Source organism: Acetobacter aceti NBRC 14818, from assembly GCF_000193495.2.
In the GTDB taxonomy this organism is placed as follows: Bacteria; Pseudomonadota; Alphaproteobacteria; order Acetobacterales; family Acetobacteraceae; genus Acetobacter; species Acetobacter aceti.
The window spans coordinates 3,546,934-3,568,997 of the sequence record NZ_AP023410.1; the positions used below are offsets into that span (position 1 = coordinate 3,546,934).

General features: G+C 54.7%; 17 protein-coding genes and 1 pseudogene. 12 read left to right on the top strand and 6 right to left on the bottom strand.

Going from position 1 to position 22,064, the window contains the following annotated elements; genetic code table 11:
• Positions 1-36 precede the first annotated feature (36 nt).
• The 6 genes and pseudogenes from rimP to EMQ_RS16275 all read left to right on the top strand — a co-directional run bounded on the left by rimP (position 37) and on the right by EMQ_RS16275 (position 7,054).
• On the top strand, positions 37-648 hold the full coding sequence (gene rimP, locus EMQ_RS16250; protein ID WP_010667619.1) for a ribosome maturation factor RimP: 612 nt from the start codon (positions 37-39) through the stop codon (positions 646-648).
• Positions 649-797: 149 nt separating this feature from the next.
• Positions 798-2,369, top strand: a complete 1,572-nt coding sequence (gene nusA / locus EMQ_RS16255) for a transcription termination factor NusA (protein WP_010667620.1) — start codon at positions 798-800, stop codon at positions 2,367-2,369.
• Between the two features lie 64 nt (positions 2,370-2,433).
• On the top strand, positions 2,434-3,087 hold the full coding sequence (locus EMQ_RS16260) for an RNA-binding protein (RefSeq protein WP_026199945.1): 654 nt from the start codon (positions 2,434-2,436) through the stop codon (positions 3,085-3,087).
• A complete protein-coding gene (infB, locus tag EMQ_RS16265) occupies positions 3,084-5,759 on the top strand; it encodes a translation initiation factor IF-2 (protein ID WP_018307691.1) in 2,676 nt (891 codons plus the stop codon). Before EMQ_RS16260 ends, infB begins: the two co-directional genes overlap by 4 nt.
• Complete coding sequence (gene rbfA, locus EMQ_RS16270) at positions 5,756-6,205, top strand: 30S ribosome-binding factor RbfA (RefSeq protein WP_010669055.1); 450 nt, start codon at positions 5,756-5,758, stop codon at positions 6,203-6,205. Before infB ends, rbfA begins: the two co-directional genes overlap by 4 nt.
• Positions 6,206-6,377: 172 nt before the next feature.
• Positions 6,378-7,054, top strand: a pseudogene (locus tag EMQ_RS16275) (IS5 family transposase).
• Between the two features lie 735 nt (positions 7,055-7,789).
• Here the strand turns inward: EMQ_RS16275 and EMQ_RS16280 are convergent.
• The 5 genes from EMQ_RS16280 to EMQ_RS16300 form a co-directional block, all read right to left on the bottom strand.
• Complete coding sequence (locus EMQ_RS16280) at positions 7,790-8,185, bottom strand: flagellar biosynthesis regulator FlaF (RefSeq protein ID WP_018307690.1); 396 nt, start codon at positions 8,183-8,185, stop codon at positions 7,790-7,792.
• The gene (locus EMQ_RS16285; protein WP_018307689.1) at positions 8,169-9,896 is read right to left on the bottom strand and encodes a glycosyltransferase family 9 protein; all 1,728 of its coding nucleotides are present in this window, start codon (positions 9,894-9,896) and stop codon (positions 8,169-8,171) included. The genes EMQ_RS16280 and EMQ_RS16285 overlap by 17 nt, the downstream gene beginning before the upstream one ends.
• 51 nt (positions 9,897-9,947) lie before the next feature.
• Positions 9,948-10,955, bottom strand: a complete 1,008-nt coding sequence (locus EMQ_RS16290) for a flagellin (RefSeq protein WP_010666347.1) — start codon at positions 10,953-10,955, stop codon at positions 9,948-9,950.
• Between the two features lie 74 nt (positions 10,956-11,029).
• Positions 11,030-11,464: a flagellar biosynthesis repressor FlbT gene (locus tag EMQ_RS16295; RefSeq protein ID WP_010666346.1), complete on the bottom strand. Its 435-nt coding sequence runs from the start codon at positions 11,462-11,464 to the stop codon at positions 11,030-11,032.
• Positions 11,465-11,598: 134 nt separating this feature from the next.
• Positions 11,599-12,516, bottom strand: coding sequence for a LysR family transcriptional regulator (locus tag EMQ_RS16300; RefSeq protein WP_026199944.1), 918 nt, complete (start codon positions 12,514-12,516; stop codon positions 11,599-11,601).
• 310 nt (positions 12,517-12,826) lie between these two features.
• On the opposite strand from EMQ_RS16300, the gene rpsD reads away from it, so the two are divergent.
• From rpsD to EMQ_RS16320, 4 genes are all read left to right on the top strand, one after another.
• A complete protein-coding gene (gene rpsD, locus EMQ_RS16305; protein WP_010666343.1) occupies positions 12,827-13,444 on the top strand; it encodes a 30S ribosomal protein S4 in 618 nt (205 codons plus the stop codon).
• 111 nt (positions 13,445-13,555) lie between these two features.
• Positions 13,556-15,118, top strand: coding sequence for a peptide chain release factor 3 (locus EMQ_RS16310; RefSeq protein ID WP_026199943.1), 1,563 nt, complete (start codon positions 13,556-13,558; stop codon positions 15,116-15,118).
• Between the two features lie 392 nt (positions 15,119-15,510).
• Positions 15,511-16,320 (top strand): IclR family transcriptional regulator, encoded by an 810-nt coding sequence (locus tag EMQ_RS16315; RefSeq protein WP_010666341.1) that lies wholly within the window; start codon positions 15,511-15,513, stop codon positions 16,318-16,320.
• A 55-nt stretch (positions 16,321-16,375) separates the two neighbouring features.
• The gene (locus EMQ_RS16320; protein WP_231367897.1) at positions 16,376-17,239 is read left to right on the top strand and encodes a DUF3108 domain-containing protein; all 864 of its coding nucleotides are present in this window, start codon (positions 16,376-16,378) and stop codon (positions 17,237-17,239) included.
• 59 nt (positions 17,240-17,298) lie between these two features.
• On the opposite strand, the gene EMQ_RS16325 is transcribed toward EMQ_RS16320, so the two are convergent.
• On the bottom strand, positions 17,299-18,981 hold the full coding sequence (locus EMQ_RS16325) for a M3 family oligoendopeptidase (protein WP_026199942.1): 1,683 nt from the start codon (positions 18,979-18,981) through the stop codon (positions 17,299-17,301).
• 187 nt (positions 18,982-19,168) lie between these two features.
• Between EMQ_RS16325 and EMQ_RS16330 the strand changes: the two genes are divergently transcribed.
• Positions 19,169-20,011 carry a 2OG-Fe(II) oxygenase gene (locus EMQ_RS16330; RefSeq protein WP_196800542.1) on the top strand — a complete coding sequence of 281 codons (843 nt, stop codon included), beginning with the start codon at positions 19,169-19,171 and terminating at the stop codon, positions 20,009-20,011.
• Positions 20,012-20,408: 397 nt separating this feature from the next.
• Complete coding sequence (locus EMQ_RS16335; protein ID WP_010667401.1) at positions 20,409-22,013, top strand: B12-binding domain-containing radical SAM protein; 1,605 nt, start codon at positions 20,409-20,411, stop codon at positions 22,011-22,013.
• The last annotated feature ends 51 nt before the right edge of the window (positions 22,014-22,064 follow it).

Genomic DNA, 22,064 nt, shown 5'->3' on the forward strand with positions numbered 1-22,064 from the left:
GGTGTCATTCCTTTCATTTTCGCTCTTTTTTGGGGGGTGGCCGGTTCGGTCGCCTTTTTTGCTGTGGACGAAGACCATTCGACTCATGTCGGCCTTGAAGGGCGGATTGCTGCGCTGATCACGCCCTCTGTAGAAGATCTCGGGTTCGAGGTCGTCAGGGTGTCCGTGCTTGGACGTGAAGTGCCGACCGTGCAGATCATGGCTGATCGTGCCGATGGCACACTGATCACGGTTGAAGACTGTGAGCAGATCAGTCACGCGGTGGGCGCTGTCATGGACGTGGAAGACCCCATTCCGGGCAACTGGACGCTGGAAGTGTCCTCGGCCGGAATCGATCGTCCACTGACGCGTCCAAAGGACTGGGACCGCTTCGCAGGGCATCTGGCGAAAGCCGAGGTGCTGATCCCGCTCAATGGGCGTCGTCGCTTCTCGGGAATTGTGCTCGGCGCTTCGGAAGAGGGCGGTCGGATGCGTCTCGATGATGGAGAGGAAGTCGTTCTTCCGTTCCGTGAGATAAAGAAAGCCAGACTGGTGCTGACGGACGCCCTGATCGCTGCGACACAGGCGATGATGAAGCCTTCGGCGCAGGCTGATGAAGGGGCAGAAGAGGCTCCGGCCGAAAAAAAGAAGTCTAAAACCCGCCATTGAGGCGGTCAGGGGTGGTAAAACCCGGCCTTTGATATCATATGCAGGCCTGAGATTGTCTGAAGCACTGTCTTCAGGTGGGTTTCGGCTTGCGGGATTGGGCTGATGTCCTGGGATGTCGGCGTCTGGTCTGTCGTGGAGTTGTGATGAGTATGGATACCTCTGTTGCACGTCCCGAGCTGCTTTTGGTGGCTGACGCGGTTGCGCGTGAGAAGCTGATCGATCGCGAGGAAGTTCTCGAGGCGATGGAGCAGGCCATTCAGAAGGCCGGTCGCGCCAAGTATGGCCACGAGAAAGATATCCGTGCGACGATCGATCGTCGGACTGGTGAGGTGCGTCTTTCCCGCTGGACGGAAGCCGTCGAGGCTGTGGAAAACGAAGAGACCCAGATTCCTCTTCACATCGCCCGCAAGTTCAAGCCTGAAATTCAGCTTGGCGAGCATCTGATCGATCCGCTGCCGCCGATTGATTTCGGTCGCATCTCCGCTCAGACCGCCAAGCAGGTGATCGTCCAGCGCGTGCGTGAATATGAGCGCAAGCGTCAGTATGACGAGTTCAAGGATCGCGTGGGCGAGATCGTCAACGGCACGGTCAAGCGCACGGAATACGGCAACCTCATGGTTGAGATCGGTTCGGCAGAGGCGCTGCTGCGTCGTGATGAACTGATCCCCCGTGAGACGTTCCGTAACTCGGATCGTGTTCGCGCCTACATCTACGATGTGCGCGACGAGCCGCGTGGTCCGCAGATTTTCCTTTCCCGCACGCATCCCGCCTTCCTTGCAAAGCTGTTCGCTCAGGAAGTGCCGGAAATCTATGACGGTATCATTGAGATCAAGGCTGTGGCCCGTGATCCGGGCTCGCGCGCCAAGATGGCGGTGATTTCCCGTGATGCGTCCATCGATCCTGTCGGTGCCTGCGTTGGTATGCGTGGTTCCCGCGTACAGGCTGTTGTGGCCGAATTGCAGGGCGAGAAGATCGACATCATTCCGTGGAGTCCGCAGGCGGCGACCTTCGTGGTCAATGCGTTGGCTCCGGCTGAAGTCAGCAAGGTTGTGATGGATGAGGAAGCTGGTCGGGTTGAGGTCGTCGTGCCTGACGATCAGCTCAGCCTTGCCATCGGTCGTCGCGGTCAGAACGTGCGTCTGGCCAGCCAGCTGACCCGCTGGGATATCGATATCCTCACGGAAGCAGAAGAATCCGAGCGTCGTCAGGAAGAATTCCGTCGTCGCACCGCGCTCTTTGTTGAAGCGCTGGATGTGGATGACGTGATCGCTGGCCTGCTGGTGACAGAAGGCTTCGACACGATCGAAGAGCTGGCTTACGCTGATCAGGACGAACTTGTCGGGATTGAAGGCTTTGACGAGTCGGTGGTTGAAGAGCTGGTGCGTCGCGCAGAGACCTATCTGACCCGCAAGGAAGAAGAGCTCGACGAGAAGCGTATTGCTCTTGGTGTGACGGATGACATCGTCGCGCTGAACGCTTTCACGAATCAGATGCTTGTGACGCTTGGTGAAAAGGGCGTGAAAACGCTTGATGATCTGGCTGATCTGGCTGGTGACGAACTGGTGGAAATCCTCGGCGCGGAAGCGATTGATGAGGATGCCGCCAACGAAATCATCATGCTGGCACGTGCGCACTGGTTCGAGGATGAAGCTGCGCCAGCAGAGGCCGTTGCGGAAGCGCCGGCCGAGGAGGTGTCTTCTGAACACGACACCCACCAATGAGCGCTCTTCTGAACTAATTACTGCAGATAGCGGGTTCACAGCGGAACTGAACGGGGATAATCATATCCCCGACAGTGACGATGTTTACGAAGAAGATGAGCGTGGTTCTCTGCGTCGTTGTCTCGTAACGCGTGAGCGTCTGGCGCCTTCCAGCATGATACGATTTGTTGTGGCGCCAGATAAAACTGTGGTGCCCGACCTGGACGCGCGTCTGCCCGGACGGGGAATCTGGTTGAGTGCGCGCCGGGATGTGCTAGAAACCGCACGGACTCGCGGGGGTTTTGCCCGGGCTGCACGATGTCAGGTTGTCATTCCTTCTGATCTGGTTGGTTTGATTGAGGCAGGGCTTCTCCGTCGTGTGACGGATACGCTCGGTCTCGCGCGTCGGGCCGGTCAGGCGGTAAGTGGATATGCCAAGGTTCGTGAGTGGATCGTGGCGGGTGCGGCAGGGCTTGTCGTGCAGGCATCGGATGGAAGTCCGGATGAATGTGTCAGGCTTCTGTCTGGCGCGCGCAGTCTCCCGGTGGTGAAGCCACTGGATGCTGCGCAATTGGGAAAAGTATTTGGTCGTGAGCACACGGTGCACGCGGCTCTGCGGACTGGCGCATTAGCTGACCGGTTGAGGCAGGATAGTAAACGTTTTGCAGGGCTTGCCGATGTGGCAGTGCTGCGGACGCCGGAAGTTTCCGGCGAGCGGGTTGAACAGGCGGATAGATGAGCGAAGGCAACGATCAGGATCAGGGTAAGGGACGTTTGTCCCTGCGGCCAGCAGGCCGTTCTGAAGTAGGACACACGGTCGATGCCGGATCTGTGCGTCAGAGCTTCAGCCATGGTCGCTCGAAGGTAGTGCAGGTCGAGGTCCGAAAAAAAGCGCGGCCAGGCCCAAGTGCTCCCAAAGCCGGTGTATCCGGTGGGCGTGGCGCTGGCGGTGGACGTCAGCCGGGCAAAAGAGGTTTGACGGAAGCGGAACTCGCTGTCCGTCAGCGTGTTCTCGAAGAGCAGCGCAGGGAAGCTGCTCTCAAGGAAGCGCAGCGTATCGAACAGGAAAAGATCCAGATTCTTTCCGCTGCCGAGGAAGCGCGTCGACGTGAAGAAGATGAACGTCGTGCTGCCGAGGAGCAGGAAGCCAGGCAGCGCGCCGAGCTTGATGCTCAGGACGCAAAAAGCAAGGCTGCCGAGCCTGCGAAGAAGCCTGTTGCGCCGCCGGTAGAAGAGCGTGGCCCGATAGTTTCGGATAAGCCAATCCCCGGCACAGTTACTCTTGCGCCGCCTCCGGGCCGTCTGCGCCCGCTGGCCGAACGTGCGATCATGCCGAGCAAGCCGCTGGTGCAGACGCGTCCGGCTCCGTCTTCGCAGCCTTCCGGTGGTGAGGGTGAAACCCTGCGTCTGCGCGGTGGTCGTGAGGGTGAGGATGATCGTCGTGGTCCCGCTCGCAAAGGGGCTGTGCCTCCTCCGAAGAGAGGGGCTGCTGCGAAAAAGGATGGTGGCGGTCGTCGTTCCGGACGGATTGACGTTCAGGCCGCTATCGAGGGTGATGACGACAAGACCCGTTCATTGGCGTCTGTGCGTCGTCAGCGTGAACGTGAGCGTCGTCAGGCTGAACTCGAACGACTGCGTACCGATCAGGTGCGTGTCGTCCGTGATGTGATCCTGCCTGAGACCATTACGGTTCAGGAACTCGCCAACCGTATGGCGGCCCGTCAGGGCGAAGTCATCAAGGCGCTCATGAAAATGGGTGTGATGGCGACCGTTACGCAGTCAATTGATGCTGATACGGCCGAACTGATTGTCGAGGAATTCGGCCATCGTGTTCGTCGCGTCGCTGAAAGTGACGTCGAGATCGGCATTGAAGGTGTCGAGGATGAAGAGGGTGACCTCCAGCCTCGTCCGCCTGTCGTTACCGTCATGGGTCACGTTGATCACGGCAAGACGTCTCTTCTGGATGCCCTGCGGACCACTGATGTGGCCGCTGGTGAGGCTGGTGGCATTACGCAGCATATCGGTGCGTATCAGGTGAAACTGGCTTCCGGTGCGAAGATCACATTTATCGATACACCGGGTCACGAAGCCTTTACGGCCATGCGTGCCCGCGGTGCCTCGGTGACGGACGTGGTCGTGCTGGTTGTGGCTGCAGACGATGGTGTCATGCCGCAGACAGCAGAAGCGATTAAGCATGCGAAAGCGGCCAACGCACCGATCATCGTGGCGATCAACAAGATCGACAAGCCGGGAGCCAATCCCGATCGCGTGCGTCAGGATCTGTTGAGCCACGAGCTTGTTGTCGAATCCATGGGCGGTGACGTTCAGGATATCGAGGTTTCCGCCCTAAAGCGGACAAATCTTGATAAGCTTGAAGAGGCCATTCTGCTGCAGGCAGAAATCCTCGACCTGAAAGCCAACCCGGACCGTGCGGCTGAAGGTGCGGTTATTGAAGGCCGTCTTGATCGTGGTCGGGGGCCGGTGGCGACGGTGCTGGTCCAGAAAGGTACATTGCGCAAGGGTGACATCGTTGTCGCCGGAGCGGAGTGGGGACGTGTGCGTGCGCTGGTCGATGACCGTAATCGTCAGGTCGCTGAGGCGGGTCCGTCGATGCCGGTTGAAGTTCTTGGTATTGCCGGTGTGCCGGAAGCAGGCTCCTCCTTTGTTGTCGTGGATAACGAAAATCGCGCTCGCGAGATTTCCGAATTCCGTCAGCGTAAGATCAAGGAGCATACAGCTGCAGGCAAGACCGCAGCGCGAGGAACGCTCGATCAGATGCTTGCCCGTATTCAGGCGGGTGTGCAGAAGGAAGTTGCGGTTCTCATCAAGGCCGACGTGCAGGGATCAGCGGAAGCGATCAAGGCAACTGTCGAAAAGCTTGCTCATGAGGAAGTCGATGTTCGCGTCCTGAATGCGACTGTCGGTCAGATCACCGAGAGTGATGTGCAGCTTGCCAAGGCATCTGATGGCGTGATCATCGCCTTCAATGTCCGCGCAACCTCGCAGGCCCGTGAAATGGCGCAGCGTGATGGTGTGGACATTCGCTACTACTCGATCATCTATCAGGTTGCTGATGACATCGAGCAGTTGGTGAAGGGCAAGGTTGCTCCGAAGCATCGCGAGAAGTTCCTTGGCTACGCCGAGATCCGTCAGGTGTTCAACATCACCAAGGTTGGCAAGGTCGCGGGTTGCTACGTCACCGAAGGCGTTGTCAAACGTGGTTGCGGTGTGCGTCTGCTGCGTGACGGTGTGGTCATCCATGAAGGTGATCTCAGCCAGCTCAAGCGCTTCAAGGACGACGTCAAGGAAGTCGCTCGTGGCTATGAGTGCGGTCTCTCCTTCGCAGGTTACAACGATCTGCGTGAGGGAGATGTGGTTGAGTGCTTCGAGATGGAACTGGTGCCAGCGTGAGCCGGGGTTCCAACCGACGTTCGGATGGAAAGGGGCCGGCGGGGAGACTCGCCGGCCTCTCCGCATCCGGTCCCTCTCAGCGGCAGCTTCGCGTCGCGGAAGAGGTTCGGCGTGTGCTGGCGGAAGTGTTCGCTCGCACTGAATTTCGTGATCCTGAACTTTCCGGTGTGACCATTACCGTCACGGAGGTGCGTATTTCTCCTGATCTGAAGCACGCTACGGCATTTGTCTCTGATCTGGGGAAGGGAGATGTTGAAAAGCTTCTTCCGGCCTTGAAGCGTGTGGCTCCTTATTTACGGACCCAATTATCGCACACACTCCGCTTGCGTATTGCTCCGGAAATCCACTTCCAGCCTGATACGGCTCTCGACTATGCAATGGAAGTCGATGCCCTGCTGCGTCGACCAGAAGTTCAGAGAGACCTGGATGAAGACGAAGAAGGCTGAACTGTTTTCTTGTGTCTGATATTTTAAAATTATAAAGCCCGGCAGCTTGGTTTGCCGGTTTTTCAATGAATTCTTATTGGGGCCTGTTGGAGTTATGTTTTTCTGAGGCTTCTGGATGTGATTAAAGGTCTGTATGGATCGCTTCATACTGACGGATGCCCAATAGGCGAAGATGGAACCGCTGTGCCTTGGCAAGAAGACGGATCGGGGCCGCAGCGGGAAGGATAATCGCCTTTTCATTGAGGTAGTCTTATGGATTGCGCGGACCAGCAGTCCATGGTGGGATTTTCCAACGTATTTCGGACACTGGAATTCGGTCTACTCGCGCTACAGCGACTGGATGGAAGCTGGGGTTTTTCAGTGGCTTTTTGAGGCTGTCTCTGACGATGCGGATATGGAATACGCGATGACGACGGCACGGTGGTGCGGGTTCATCGCCACGGCCAAGGCGCAAAAGGGGGACTCGGAACCCGACGATCGGACGTACTGTGACAGGATGGTCTACCAAAATCATCACCATGACCGACACTCTGGGTAAACTGGTCCACTTCACCCTTATCCCCGGCCAGCATTACAACACGGTTGGGGTTGCTCCCTTATTGAGCTGGCGGATTTTGGGGGCTTTCTTGCCGATAAGGCTTTCGATGTGCACTGGGTTGTGGACAGTCCCCAGTGCAAAAACCGCCTCGACAGACGCCCGTTCGATAAAGCCCTGTTCAAAGCGCGCCATCTTATCGAAAACTTCTTCTGCAAACTCAAGGAGTTCAAGCGGGTCGCCATGCGCAGCGACAAGACAGGCCATTCTCAGCCATGATCTATCTCGTTGCTGCAGTCATCAATTCACGATAATTCCCAACAGGCCCTGAAGAGAGTTGTTGGAACAGAATGTTAAATGTACCGAATTAAATGAATACGCTGAAGACAGATCGGGTTTGCCGCTATTTTTTATCAATTTAAGAAAACTTCTATATTCTTCAGGTGTAATTCAAAAGAGATTCTTTTCCTTAAGCTGTGGACACGACGTAGCTGACAGACGAAAATGACCGATCATTTTCGGAGTTCTAACGCCTGGACCTGACCAATTGGTCAGGATAGATAGTTATTCTCAATAGCATGGTTTACGTGCTGCTGACAGATTGCCTATGGAATTCTGTCTATGTGAGGTTCCGTAGGTGTCAGAACCGGATGTTGGCGATGCCTCTTTATTCCGGTACTGATGGATGCTCCCTTGGATCTACCTGTTGCGACATGATTACGCTGATTTTTGACTGATAAGGAGTATAGTAATAATAGGATAAGAGACACCTGATTTTTCGAGGTTATTATTCCCATAATTCCATTGTGCTCAAATCGCGCAGGGGAGATCCCCTATGTTTTATTGTTTTTATAAAGAGAACAAATATATCAAGTCTCTGTTCAACTCTTGACCTTGTAGCTGTGAAATTATGGCTGCCCTCTTTTGTGATAGCCTCGATAGTGTTGAAAATAACCCTCTTAACAGTCACCAACTGCTCTATGTAGTCACCACAATTGATCGATTAAACGCTATTTTAAATAGGATGGTGAATGCATATAATACTTATTTTAAGCTGTCGAAAGCTTGAAATTATTTATTTCAGAAGGTGGATTATGAGTATTGTTGTTTTGTCTTAACCCATCCAACATATCTTGATTTATATCAATTAGAGGATTTAGTGGAATATCATGCAGCATGGCACGAATACTGTACCGTGTTGACCAAATTGCTAAATTAAGAAGGTCTTTTCTCATTGTGTCTGGAATACCGTTGTCTTCAACACTGGTTTCCAAAATAATTGAAGACCATAATTTTTGATTCATACTAAGAGCATGGATGCGTTCTTTTTGATTTTGTGCGTTTTTCAAAAGAAGAATAGTTTGGCCAAAAGCCATGACTTCAATTTGTCTCGAAGTCATTTGTATTGCTGAATTTTGATTGTAGCGCTTAATGCCGTAGCTCATGAGACATACCTTTAGATAAGGAGTTCTGCTGCCAAGTGTTAACAAAATCAGGAAGAGAGACTGCTACGAGTTCTATTGCATGTTGAAGACTGCCAGGCTGAGAACGAAAGATTCTCATGGTAGGATACCACGCGGTGTCTTCCCGATCTTCTAACCATCGCCAGCAGCAATCGCTTCTTGTGATCATCCAGACAGGTTTGCCAAGGGCCCCTGCCAAATGAGCAACGGAAGTATCAACGCTGATTATTAAATCAAGATTAAAAATCAAGGCTGCCGTATCTTCCATATCGGCAACATTGTTCATGGGATCAAAAATCTCTTTTCCATGCCATTCAAGGAGTTCTTTTTGAGGGTTTCCCAATTGTAGATTTATGAAATCGATATTTTCTATATTGATAATTTTTGAAAACATATTGAGAGAGGCGGATCGGTTTCTATAATTCAGGCCATGTCTGGGGCGGTTCTCTCCCGACCATACCAGACCTACACGAATTTTCGTTTTTTCTTTGAGTATTAAAGAGAATTTATCAATATCGTTCTGTGATGGAGTGAGGTAGGGAGTAAAAGAAGGTATCTCATAACCAATCTGAGGAGCCAGAGCCAATGGCAGAGATAGAAGTGAGCAACTGAAATCATAATCTGTATTCGAAAAATCCTCACCGATAATCTTGATAGTATGAAATGATGATTGTGAAATCCTTCTTAGATTTTCAGGAATAGATAGAATGATATTGGCTCCGAGACCTTTTAGGTAGGGGATATAACGTAAAAACTGGAGCATATCGCCCAGCCCTTGTTCCCCGTAGATCAAAAGCGTTTTTCCTTTTATAGGAAAATCACCTTTCCAAGGGTTTTTGGCGTCTTCTTGCTTAAACTCTGCTGGTGCGAATTCAGCTAATTTCCAGCCTTCTTCGTATTGACCGTCTTTTAGGAGCGCATGACTCAAATTATATTGTACGGTACGAACATCTGGTCTGAGACGCAGATATTCCCGAAAAGCAGACTGCGCTTCTCGGGAACGATTCAGGGCGATTAATGCAATGCCGTATTCATTAAGCATGGATAGTGCAATATCTGGAAATTGTAATTGTGTTGCTTCGATAATATCTGCGCAAGCCTGAAAAGCGCCGATGCGGATTAAAGCCTGCGAGAGAGATGGAGCATATACAATTCCCTGACGCGATGACTTGAATAGCTGGAAGTAAACTTCACAGCCTTCCGATATAAGACCTGCTTCAAGGAGTTGTTGGGCGAGTATCCCCGTAAGTATCTCACTGTTATGATAGTTTTGTGCACGCCATTTAATGGCAGCGATAATTATTTTTGGAGATTTTGCAGCGACCATGACGGTTGCTATTTTTAAGCAAATATCCTCATTTGCAGCATTCTGTATAAATAGGATGAGTAATTCATTGAGAGCGGTATTGATCTCTCTTCCTATTTCAAGCTTGCAGAAGAGTTTCTGTATCTTCCAAGTGATATTTGTTGGTTCTAGTTCAACAGCCTGAGAGTAAGCTAAGTAGCCGTCTTCATACTCGGTTATATTTTTATATATATCTCCGAGGAGCGCATAACCATCAGCCCAGTCAGGATGTTTGCGAAGGTTTATTTTTATTTCTTCTATGGTTTTTGTGTAATTATTGTTTTCAGCTGCTTTCTTTAGCTTGTTTCCAATTTTTTTTATTTCTTTAGCAGTTAAAATATTTGTCATAATATGTACCCATATAAAAATAGGGAGGCAAAAGCCTCCCCATTCCCGATCTTAGCGGAAAAGGCTAAGAATGTTCTGAGACGAAGATTTCGCAACGCTCAGAGAAGAAATTGCCAACTGCTGCTTCGTCTGCAGAGACGTAAGCTTCGCGCTTTCTGCAGCCATATCAGCATCTGTCAGTGCACCCACGCCCGAGGTTAGGGAGTCCGACAGGTTGGAAGAGTAAGAAGACATGCCATCAACAACTTTGGCATTTGTTGCCAGCGTTGAGGCTGCATCTGTCATTGCAGTGATTGCATTCTGAACGATCAGGATCAGTGCCGGCAGACTTGTGCCCGAAAGAGATGTGGCCGTACCTGTGCCGGATACGAAAGCATTGATACCGGTACCGGAGCCGCCGACGAAAGATTCGCCTGCAGTCATTTTGCTGGAAAGACCGAGCACATCCGTCAGCGTGGTTGTGTCTGAGCTGGCAGTGCCGACCAACGTCTTGATGACAGAACCTACACCTGCAGTCCCGTTTGTGACGTTAGTGATGGTGTTGGTTGAACCCTGGAGACTGGTGACATAAATCATGCTGCTGGCAGTGACCGGGCCTGATGTGCCGGTGCCGCCGTTGGCATTGTTCGAATCAGACTGGGTTGTCAGCAGGTTAACGCCATTGACGGTTGCGTTTCGTGCAAACGTATTGATCTGATCGAGGTAGCCATTGATTTCGTCAGATGTCTGCGTCAGGGCTGTCGGGTCACCCTGATTGTCACCAAGACCGGTGACGGCAGTCTGCAGAAGCTGCAGTGTGCTGAGAATGTTGCTGACAGCCGAAGCCGTGGTGCTCAGCGTGCTCGCAGCAAAAGACAGGCCATCAGACACCGCGGAAAGACCCGCAATGTTGCCGTTCATCTGCTGTGCAATGGCGTAAGTGGCCGGGCCGTCTTTGGCTGTGGCGACTTTCTGGCCGGTTGAAACCGTGTTCTCGGTGGCATCCAGCGAAGAGGTCGTTGCATTGAGGCTCTCAAGAGCGACCATTGCTGAATTGTTGGTATTGATCGAAAGTGACATGTGGATTTTCTCCGTTTGGTTTACTGCATTTTTTTGCAGTGGTTCTATAAAATTATAAAAATCCTAATTTTGAGTTAACCTGCTTCTGATTCGTTCGGACCATCCGGTGCGACGGTCGCCTGGCCGATCACGGCGTCTTCATGGCGGATGATTCTGCGGGCGATTTTCAGCGCCTGATAAAAATTACCTCCAGAAGCGGCCTTCATGGCTTCGCTGAGGATCAGTCGCGCCGATACAGACGTGGTTTCCTGCATGAAGGTGGTGATGTGATATGTCGCTTCGGCAAGAGCCGTCATTTTTTCTTCCGGAGTGCCGACATAGGCTGTCTGCAACGCGTAATAGATGAGGCGTGCCGGGCTCGTGGCTTCTTCCGGAGGCATGATCTGACGTCCGAACAGAAAATTCGCCCGGTTTGTCAGCCGGATCTGTGCGGCCGTGAGAAAGTGGATGCCTGCACCGTTGAGGATCATCCGGTCGCCGGCTTCAAGTCTGATACCTAACCCTGCCATTTTAAGCCCTTTTCATTGCGTGTTTCGCGATGAAGGCAGGGTGGCATCGAATTATGTATAAATAGTTATCCAGGAATAAATGTCGTTACCCAATAAGGGTTTGGTAAAGTTTTACCCAAGACCGCTTCTGGCAATTACTCGATTTTCTGGCTGCGCTCCACCCACTCGCCACAGGCATCTTTCAGCGCGGCGATGAATCGTCCGACAAGAGGAGCCGGACGTCCTTTCAGCACGGCAATGGCCAAAGTGGCGCTTGGAGCGGGTTCCTCAATGCGATGGAATGTGACGCCGCCTGCGTGAATCTGAGACAAGGACTGGGGCACGACTGAAACACCCAGTCCAGCAGCGACCAGAGGAACTGTAGCCGCAATCTGTGGAGCCTGCTGACCCATGCGGGGCGTAAAACCGGCGTGCTGGCAGGCAGACAGAATGGCGTCATGAAAACCCGGCCCCAGTTCTCTGGGGAAAATGATCAGCGGTTCATGTGCGAGCATTTCCAGTCGGATGGCGCCGCTGCCTTCATAGGCATGGCCACTCGGGAGGGCGGCCACGGTCGGCTCATCAAGCAGCGGATAGACAGCCAGTTCGCGGTCATCCGTGACAGGAGGGCGCACGATCGCCACATCGACGCGACGGTCATGCAATGCCTCGGACAGGGCAGGGGTGTTGCTTTCCTCGAACGAGACGACAACTTCTGGCCACGCTTCACGAAAGCGCCGGATGGTCTGGGGGATAATCGGGAGAAGTGAGACCGCGCCAGCCAGCCCAACCCGGAGATGGCCCCGCTCACCGCGGGCGAGACCTTGTGCAAAGCCGAGAAAATCCTCTTCCATCGCAAGGATGGCTTTTGCCTGTCCGATCAGGGCGGCTCCGATATCGGTCAGTTCAACGCCGCGTGTGAGGCGATGAAATAAGGTCACACCAAGGGCGCGTTCAAACTGTTTGATCTGCTGACTTAAAGGGGGCTGTTCCATGCCGATGGCCAGTGCCGCCTTGGTGAAGCTGCCGTGTTCGGCAACGGCCACGAAGTATCGTAGCTGCCTCAACTCCATGATGCGTCTCCCTGCCAGTCAGGCGGGATCAGTAGCACAGATCGTTCTTTAGGAAGGTATTTCGGGTAAAATCCGCGATGATCCTGAGGAAAACGGCAATCTGATTGACAATGAGGCTAATTTCACTTAGGCCGCACTCCATTGCCGGGAAAGTGGACGGACCGGCTGGCCGATGGGGTGTATGCTCCCCCGGGCCAGTAATACGGGACGCGCCCGCTTCAGTCTGTTCCGGACTGGGGACTATCGGCGTCACAAGCCATATCAGGCCGCAAGGTCGGGTGTGGCTGTTTTATGAAAGTAGAGCGCGCCCATGAGCAAGCGCCTTGAGAGCAAGTACAAGATTAATCGCCGCCTTGGCGTAAACCTGTGGGGCCGCGCCAAGTCGCCGGTCAACAAGCGGGAATACGGTCCGGGTCAGCATGGCCAGCGTCGTAAGGGCAAGCCTTCCGACTTCTCCGTCCAGCTGATGGCGAAGCAGAAGCTGAAGGGTTACTACGGTAACATCAGCGAGAAGCAGTTCCGTAAATACTACGAAGAGGCTGTTCGTCGTAAGGGCGATACCTCCGAGAACCTGATCGGTCTGCTGGAGCGTCGTCTGGACGCCGTTGTTTACCGTCTGAAGTTCGCAGTAACGCCGTTTGCTGCACGTCAGTTCGTGAACCACGGTCATGTGCTGGTTAACGGCAAGAAAGTGAACATCCCGTCCTACCTCGTTCGCGAAGGTGACGTGATCGAAGTTCGCGAAAAGTCCAAGCAGCTTGCCGCTGTTCTGGATGCCTCGCAGAGCGGCGAGCGCGATGTTCCGGAATACATGGAAGTGGACCACCGTCAGATGAAGGGCTCGTTCCTGCGCGCTCCGAAGCTGTCCGATGTGCCATATCCGGTGCAGATGGAACCGAACCTGGTGGTCGAGTTCTACTCTCGCTGATTTCAGGACGCTCTGGCTCTTGCGGGCCAGGTGCTTTTTCAGACGCCGGGCGGAGACACTCTCTGTCCGGCGTTCCTGTTTTTTCTCCCCCAGTCCAGAGCCTCTCTCGCCATGACAGACATCAATGACGGCCCCGCGCCCCAGTCTTCTCTTGCCGGAGCCATCAGTCGGCGACGTACCTTTGCCATCATTTCCCATCCTGACGCCGGTAAGACGACGCTGACAGAACGGATTCTCCGAGCGGGCGGAGCCATCCAGATGGCGGGTAACGTCAGGGCGAAAGGGGAGAGGCGTCGGACGCGTTCTGACTGGATGGGCATTGAGCGTGATCGTGGCATTTCTGTCGTCACGTCCGTGATGACCTTTGAATATGGTGGCTGCGTTTTCAACCTGCTGGACACGCCGGGCCATGAAGACTTCTCGGAAGACACCTACCGGACGCTGACCGCCGTTGATTCCGCCGTGATGGTGATCGATGCCGCCAAGGGTATTGAGGACCGGACACGCAAGCTGTTCGAGATCTGCCGTCTCCGCGACATTCCCATCGTCACGTTCATCAACAAGATGGACCGTGAGTCGCGTGACCCGTTCGAGATACTGGACGAAATTTCTTCCTCGCTGGCGCTCGATACGACCCCACTGACATGGCCGATTGGTCGGGCCGCGACCTTTATCGGCACGTATGACATCCGAAATGGCGAGGTCCACACGACGGTGCCGGTCGAGGAGAGCGATCCGCGTATGGTGCAGGTGCGGGAAGAGCTTGAGCTTGTCGAGGCCGCTCTTCCTGAATTTGACCGTGAGTCGTTTGATGAAGGTCATCTGACACCAGTGTTCTTCGGTAGCGCCATGAAAGAGATTGGCGTCACCGATCTGCTGGATGCGCTGGTCGCCTTTGGCCCAGCGCCGCGTGCCCAGAACACGGAAAACCGCACGGTCACGGCGGACGAGGCGCAGATGACGGCGCTGGTGTTCAAGATTCAGGCGAACATGGACCCGAATCACCGGGATCGCATCGCTTTCGCCCGTGTCTGTTCAGGCAAACTGACCCGCGGGATGCGGCTGCTGAATACGCGCACGGGCAAGAGCTTCGTGCTGCATACGCCGCAGTTCTTCTTCGCCCGTGATCGTCAGTTGGCTGAAGAGGCGTTTGCTGGCGATGTGGTAGGTATTCCCAACCATGGCACCCTGCGGATAGGCGACACGCTGACGGAAGGGGAGTCCATCCGCTTTACGGGCGTTCCGTATTTCGCACCGGAAATTCTGCGTCGTGTGCGGCTGGATGACGCGATGAAGGCCAAGAAGCTGCGGCAGGCCCTGAGCGAGCTTGCCGAAGAAGGTGTCGTGCAGCTTTTCAGGCCGCAGGATGGCGCTCAGCCTATCGTTGGTGTGGTCGGAACGCTTCAGCTGGACGTGCTTCAGGAGCGCCTGAAAGGCGAATACGGTGTGGCCATCGGGTTCGATTCCACGCCGTTCTCACTGGCTCGCTGGGTGACAGGTGACCGGACGAAACTTGAGACGTTCATGATGGCGAACCGCTCTTCGATGGCGGATGATCTGGATGGCGATCCGGTGTTTCTGGCCAGCTCAGGCTTCATGATGCGGCGCACTGAGGAAATGAACCCGGATCTGTCGTTCCATGACGTCAAGCAGATCGGTATCGAAATCGGATAAGTCCGACGGGCAGCGCTCTTTCGTCAGTTTCAGTCATGATTGCTGAAGGAAGGGTGCTGGCGCGTGCAGGATATATCTTCCTGTTGTGGGCATAGCGAAACTCTTGGAGCCTTGTCCGCAGAGGAGGACCTTCAGAATCTGATAGGCTGGACGGGCCGCCTGACGTCTCCGGTCAGCAGGCAGGACTGCAAGCGGGACGGGGAGGAGATGATCGCTCTTTGGTCTGAAATCGGCTGATCTGTATCAGGGAAGACAGCTGCTTCTGCAGTCTTCTATCAGCGTATTAGACGAGACCGTGTTCTGGTTTTTATTGTTCATTATATTGAACACGATCCCGTATCTCGGATATATCCGATTCTTGAGAGCGACGTCAAGGACACTCATGGGTGATAATGATGAAAGAGAGTGAGTCGGTTCCGGCTCTCAGGCGTGCAGTGAAAATTCTGGACCTTGTCAGCACGCAGGATACGCCCCCCAATGCCGCGGCGATCGCCCGTCTCCTCGATCTTCCCCGCAGTTCGGCGCATGGGCTGGTGACAGTGATGGCCGAACTGGGGCTTCTGGAAACCACCGGAGGATCGGGTGGAGGGGGTTTCCGGCTTGGCTCCAGATTGCTCGACTGGGCGGTGCAGGTCAGTCCCAGACAGGATCTGCTGAATGCGTTTCATCAACTGATTGGTGAAAGGCCGGAACTGGGTGCCTACACTGTCAGTCTGAGCGCGCTGGAAGGTGAGGACGTCGTGTATGTCGCCAGCCGTGCAAACGAGAAGGGATTTGGCATCCATTACAATGTCGGGCTTCGTCTGCCTGCCATGTACACCGCAACGGGCATGGCCCAGCTTGGGGCGATGGAGGGAGCCGCACTGAGAAAATGGCTCACGCTTTACCCGATGTCGTCCTGGCCTGCCCCTCCAACCACGACGGGTGCCTCCGCTCCTGTCGCCGTGATGGACGAAATCGCCGGGGTGCGGCGTCGGGGATATGCGGTGGATGACGAGCAGGTGCAGGTGGGCGTCTGGTGCTTTGCCGCACCGGTCCATGATCTTGCCGGGAACGTCGTGGCGGGCTTGGGGATCAGTCAGCCCAAACCGAAAGATACCCTGAAACAGGCAGAGGCGATGGGACGGCTTGTGGTCTCGATTGCCCAGACCCTGTCAGGGCGGCTGGGATACCGTGGACGCTGGGGCGGACTTGGCGAATGAAAGATTCTGGTTTTATGTAAAGGAAAGTTTTCCATCACAGCACTCGGTGAACAGTTTGAGCGACAATCATCCCCGAACCGGCAGCCTTTTCCTGCGCAACAGGATGACGGCGAGACGATTGCTGCTGTCCGCGTGCTGTCTGTGTTTTCTGGTCGGTGGCTCTGCCCGTGCGCAGGAGGCATCGCAAGCCAGTTCTCCCGCTGCTAATAGCGCAATCCACATCAAATATACGATTTATACGCATTGGTTTCCGGTGATGAAGCTGGAGACCAGCTTTCTGCTCGAACAGACACATTATAACGTTGCCATGCAGGCGCGGGCCGAAGGACTGCTCAGTATCTTCACCAGACTGCGTATCCAGTCTGTCGCGACCGGTGCCATTCAGAACGATGTCGTGCTGCCGTCCCGCTATGACAGTCAGGGACTGAGTCGATCGGCCCAGCGTCACGTTGTTCTTGATTATCCGCAGGGCCAGCCTGTTGTCACTTTGCTGGAGCCGACAGAGACGGATCGCGAGCCGGTACCAGATGAACTGCGACAGCGCGGAACGGATATTCTGACCACCATGGCGAAGGTCATTCTGACGGTTCGGAAGACGGGCCTTTGTGATGGCACCTATGATGTGTTCGACGGGATCAGGGTGTCACACTTCACGCTGAAGACGACGGGACAGGACATGAAACCCGACGTCTTTGAGGACCGAAAGGTTCCGGCGATGCGCTGCGAATTTTCCGGATATCAGACCGCAGGCTTCATCAAGGGGCATCAGGCGAAAGCCTTGCGCGAACCTCATGGTGGAACAGTGTGGTTCATCAATGTGGACGGGTATGGGCCGGTGCCGGTGCGAACGGAAATCGATCATCCCAAGGTGGGGCATCTGACCGTCAAGCTGGATAAGCTTGAAAAAGGCGCAGGCTGAAAACTGTGACGTCCTGCGCCAGATGTTTGATCTGACGCAGGTGCCGAAGGTTTTGAGCCTTAACGCGGACCGTTTTCCAGAAAATCAGCCGCTTCCTGAACAACGTCGGCCAGTACGCCGGAGGCGAACGGTGAGACAAGCCCGGCCCTGGCGATCAGTCCGGTGAACGGGGCTGATCCTCCCTGCGCGCACAGCCCTTCATAGGCTTTCATCGCTGCCGGCTCGTCGCGCCGGGACTGAAGCCAGAGCTGCATCGCGCAGCAGAGCGCAAGCGTATAGTCGATGTAATAGAACGGGTTGCGGTAGATATGCCCCTGCGCCTGCCAGCGTCCGCCGTGCGCCGGATAGGACAGGTCGCCGTAGTCACGCCACGGCATGTAATGGCGCTCCAGACGCCGCCATGTTTCGTGACGCTCCTGCGCTGTCATGGTCGGGTTGGCATATACTTCATGCTGGAAGTGATCGACGCACACGCCATAGGGCAGGAAGCTCAGCGAGCCGATCAGATGCATCCGACGGAAACGGTCGGCAGCGCCATCTTCAACCATTAGCTCCATGTGCGGCCATGTCAGAAACTCCAGCCCCATGGAGTCGATTTCCGCCGCTTCCATGGTCGGCCACAATTCGTCGATGGTCGGCAGATCGCGGCTGCGCCAGTTCTGGTAGGCGTGTCCCATCTCATGGGTGAAGACATTGATATCGCCATGCGTGCCGTTGAAATTGGCGAAGATGAACGGCATCCCGACATCAGGGAAAGCGGTGCAGAAACCGCCGCCAGCCTTGCCGTCCCGGTTCTTGAGATCGACGTAACCACCCGACACCATGCTCTTGAAGAACGGTCCGAGATCACCTGACATGCGGTCGAACATGGTCTGGGCGCGCTCGATGAGCAGGTCATAATCTCCGGCGGGCTTCGGGTTGCCTCTGGGGTCGACGAAGCTCTCGTCCCAGTAGTTCAGGGTGGGCCAGCCCATTTCTTCGCGGCGTTGTTCCAGCAGCGACGCGACCAGCGGTGTGACGTGGGTGACGACTTCTTCGCGGAAACGGGCGACTTCTTCCGGGCTGTAATCGACGCGGCGCAGGCGACGGTAGCCAAGCGGCGTATAGGTCTCGAAGCCAAGCGTGCGGGCCATGTCCGTGCGCAGCTCGACCAGTCGCCCGAAGAGCGTGTCGAGCGTCTCTCCATGTTCGGCGAAGAACGCCCATCTCGCCTGCTCGGCGGCGTGGCGTATGGCGCGATCAGGATGCTCCATCCAGGGCGCAAGACCGGACAGGTTGACGGTTTGACCTTCGATTTCGATTCGGGCCGAGGCGAGCAGGGCAGTGTATTCGCTTGTCAGACGCGCTTCTTCTTCGAGCGCGTTTTCGATCCGTGGGTCGAATGTCGTGATGTCGCTTTTCCAGAGGGCGATGACGTGTGGACCGACAATGGCGGCTGTCGCGTCATGGAACTGTTCGGAGAGGAAACGCTTTTTCAGTGTGACTTCGTGCGCCGTCGCCTTGGGTGTCAGGCGATCCGCGTAATCGCGATCCTGCTTTGCTTCTTCGCTTGTCGTATCCTGAGCAAAACGCAGATAGACAAGCGCCGCCCAGCTTTCAAAGCTGCGGCGCTCACGGTCGAAGCGTGATAGAGCGCCCTTGAGGTCATTTCTATCAAGAAGGACAGTTACAGAACCAAAACCTTCTGCGAGGCTGGCTTCTGTTGGGCGGGGGAAAGACAGGGATGCGAAGCTTTGGGTCATGGTGTAATCGTGCATGGATGAAGACCTGACGTCCATCCTGATTTTTATTGGCTATTGATGTGATCGTTTACGTTCTCTTTTAATATCTTTTGTCTAAAAAATATTTGCGGTGATGCCAATCAGGACGGGATGTTCGTCTCTGAAGGAAAGCCCGTGCAGAAATGATAAGGCCGAGAGGCGGGCGTACATGAATACGATTTTATCCGCAGCAGAGTACAGCAAGATCAGGAACAGTCTATGGACACCGCCTGACCCGGCTTTGACCACTGCATATGCGCAACAGTTTCGGTCAGCCCGGCCTTACCCGCATCTTGTGATGGATCGCCTGTTTGATCCGGCTCATCTGTCAGCCGTTCTGAAGGAAAGTCCGGATATCCGGCATGAAGCGTGGGAGCCGCATTATACGCGCCTGCAGAGCAAGAGAATTCTGAATAACCTTGAAGATATGCCGCCTGCGATGCTGGCTTATTTCGAGACCCTTCATTCCGCCGCCTTTGTCTCTTTTCTTGAAACGCTGACCGGCCTTTCCGGCCTTCAGCCTGACCTGACGCTGTTTGGTGGCGGCCTTCATGAAGCTCGACACGACGGGCATTTCGAAATTCACGTTGATTTTCAGAAGCATCCGGACACCAAACTGCGGAATGTGTTGGTGGTGATTACCTATCTCAACGAAGGATGGCGGGAAGGAGATGGGGGAGAACTGGAACTCTGGGACGCTTTTGCCTGTCGGCCGGAGGTGCAGGTTGCTCCCCTGTTTGGTCGCACGCTGATCATGGAACAGTCAGAAATCGCGCTTCACGGTTATCCCCGTCCGCTGATCACCGGATCACGACGCGCTTTGATCACGTATTTTTACAAACACGATCTGCAGGTGTTTGAACGACAGTTCGAAAGCACATATTATCTGCGGCGACCGGGCCTGCCTGCGGATCGACGGTTACAGATGGCGCTCCGTGATTATCTGCCGAAGCCTGCCGTGTCGGCGCTCCGTCGTCTTCGCTCACACCTTGTCTACCGCAAGTTGAAATAACAGGAATATTGTCTCAGGGCGTATGCTGTCAGCAACTCGTCAGGAGAAGGGGGCTTGTCAAACAAGGCTTGGTCGGGTCGTTATGGGCAGCCTGAGCAGGGCTGATTACGTCGTCATTGGCGGGGCACAGAGAGTAGCCCGCTGTCGTTGCTCTATCGCCATTTCAGAATATTGGGCTTATAAAAGATTATTCCCTTGAGCAGAGGGTCATGTGACGACCTTTTGTCAGGATGTTGCCGGTCGGACTTCCTGAGCCGACGCCGATAAAAGGCGTTCGCGGCATACCAATTTCCTAAAACTGAACGAGGCCGTTTCGCGGTCCGGCATGCTTTCGCTCAAAATGGGCAATCTCCCGCTTTGAGCGTGATCAGCTGTTTTATCAAAGGATCTCTCCGTGATGACCGACAGCTGCAAGGTCCTGATGATCTTTCCGCTTTTTAACGCCGGTTCATTCTGGAATTACAAGGAAGCCTGTGATCTGGCTGGCGCCCGCTATCCGGCAGCGCCGCTTGGGCTGATCACCGTCGCGGCATTGCTCCCGAAAAATTGGGAGATCAGACTGATCAATCGTAATACCGAGCTCCTGACGGATGCGGATTTCGCCTGGGCCGACATGGTGATGACCGGAGGGATGCTCCCCCAGCGAAACGACGCCGTGCAGATCATCGAGAAATGTCGCGCCGGTGGAAAACCGGTGGTGGTGGGCGGCCCGGATGTTACATCCAGCCCGGATATCTATGCCGCCGCGAACTTTCAGGTTCTCGGAGAAGCCGAGGAGATTATGGTCGACTTCATCGCGGCATGGCGGAGTGGTCTCAGACAGGGCGTTTTCAAGGCCCCTATGGGCAAGACGGATGTGACCCTGAGTCCGCTGCCGCGTTTTGATCTGCTGAAGCTGGATCAGTATCTGCATGTCGGGGTTCAGTTCTCGCGCGGCTGCCCGTTCAGCTGCGAATTCTGCGACATTATCGAACTGTATGGCCGGGTGCCGCGCACCAAGACGAATGAACAGGTTCTGGCCGAGCTGGATGCTCTGTATGCGCTCGGTTATCGCGGGCATGTCGATTTTGTCGATGACAATCTGATCGGCAACAAAAAGGCGCTGAGGAAATTTCTGCCTGATCTGAAGCGCTGGCAGGACGAAAAACGCTTTCCGTTCGAGTTCTCGACCGAAGCGTCGATCAATCTCGCCGACGATCCCGATCTGCTGGAAGACCTGGCCGAAAGCAATTTCTTCGCTGTCTTTGTCGGAATCGAAAGTCCCGACACAGACACGCTGGTCATGACGCAGAAAAAGCAGAATACCCGCCGCAGTCTGCAACAGAGCATCGCCACGATTCACAGAGCCGGGATTTTCGTGAACGCGGGTTTCATTGTCGGTTTCGACAGTGAGAAGGGCAGCGTTGCGGCTGGCATGATCGACTGTATCGAAGACACGGCGATCCCGGTCTGCATGGTCGGCCTGCTTTATGCGCTGCCAACGACCCAGCTCACGCGTCGTCTGCTGGATGAAGGACGGCTCTTCTCAGACGACGGACAGCCGCAATCCGGGGATCAGTGTACCGCAGGGTTGAACTTCGAGACAAAACGGCCTCGTCGGGATGTGCTTGATGATTACAGGACGGTGCTAAAGGCAATTTACGAACCGGCTGCTTATTTCGATCGTGTCCGCAGGCTGGGCCGGATGCTCGGTCGCAAGCGTACTCACCGGATGATACGGGGTGATCTTCGCAGCTTCGTTCGCCTGCTCTTCCGCATTAATCGCGCCGGACCGGGAACAGGACGGCAGTTCTGGCGTATGTTACTGGACTGTGCCCTGCATAACCCAAAAGCGTTGCCCTATGTGGTCATGACAAGCGCTCTCTATCTGCATCTCGGCCCGTTCTCACGGCAGGTCATTGGCGATATTGACCGGGAAATCATCAATATTGATCAAGGACGTTGGCAGACTCCGCCACTTCAGCAGAAGCCTGACGAGTTGGAGCTTCTGCCCGCCGCCTGATTTATGGTCCGGATTCTATTCTTCGGATAGCTATCGGGGTAGGCAAACGCC

Excerpts from the sequence above, each read along its gene's own strand:
- nusA (WP_010667620.1), top strand. The coding sequence starts at position 798 with ATGGATACCTCTGTTGCACGTCCCGAGCTGCTTTTGGTGGCTGACGCG.
- infB (WP_018307691.1), top strand. The coding sequence starts at position 3,084 with ATGAGCGAAGGCAACGATCAGGATCAGGGTAAGGGACGTTTGTCCCTG.
- EMQ_RS16280 (WP_018307690.1), bottom strand. The coding sequence starts at position 8,185 with ATGAGCTACGGCATTAAGCGCTACAATCAAAATTCAGCAATACAAATG.
- EMQ_RS16285 (WP_018307689.1), bottom strand. The coding sequence starts at position 9,896 with ATGACAAATATTTTAACTGCTAAAGAAATAAAAAAAATTGGAAACAAG.
- EMQ_RS16290 (WP_010666347.1), bottom strand. The coding sequence starts at position 10,955 with ATGTCACTTTCGATCAATACCAACAATTCAGCAATGGTCGCTCTTGAG.
- EMQ_RS16295 (WP_010666346.1), bottom strand. The coding sequence starts at position 11,464 with ATGGCAGGGTTAGGTATCAGACTTGAAGCCGGCGACCGGATGATCCTC.
- EMQ_RS16300 (WP_026199944.1), bottom strand. The coding sequence starts at position 12,516 with ATGGAGTTGAGGCAGCTACGATACTTCGTGGCCGTTGCCGAACACGGC.
- rpsD (WP_010666343.1), top strand. The coding sequence starts at position 12,827 with ATGAGCAAGCGCCTTGAGAGCAAGTACAAGATTAATCGCCGCCTTGGC.
- EMQ_RS16310 (WP_026199943.1), top strand. The coding sequence starts at position 13,556 with ATGACAGACATCAATGACGGCCCCGCGCCCCAGTCTTCTCTTGCCGGA.
- EMQ_RS16315 (WP_010666341.1), top strand. The coding sequence starts at position 15,511 with ATGATGAAAGAGAGTGAGTCGGTTCCGGCTCTCAGGCGTGCAGTGAAA.
- EMQ_RS16325 (WP_026199942.1), bottom strand. The coding sequence starts at position 18,981 with ATGACCCAAAGCTTCGCATCCCTGTCTTTCCCCCGCCCAACAGAAGCC.
- EMQ_RS16330 (WP_196800542.1), top strand. The coding sequence starts at position 19,169 with ATGAATACGATTTTATCCGCAGCAGAGTACAGCAAGATCAGGAACAGT.
- EMQ_RS16335 (WP_010667401.1), top strand. The coding sequence starts at position 20,409 with ATGACCGACAGCTGCAAGGTCCTGATGATCTTTCCGCTTTTTAACGCC.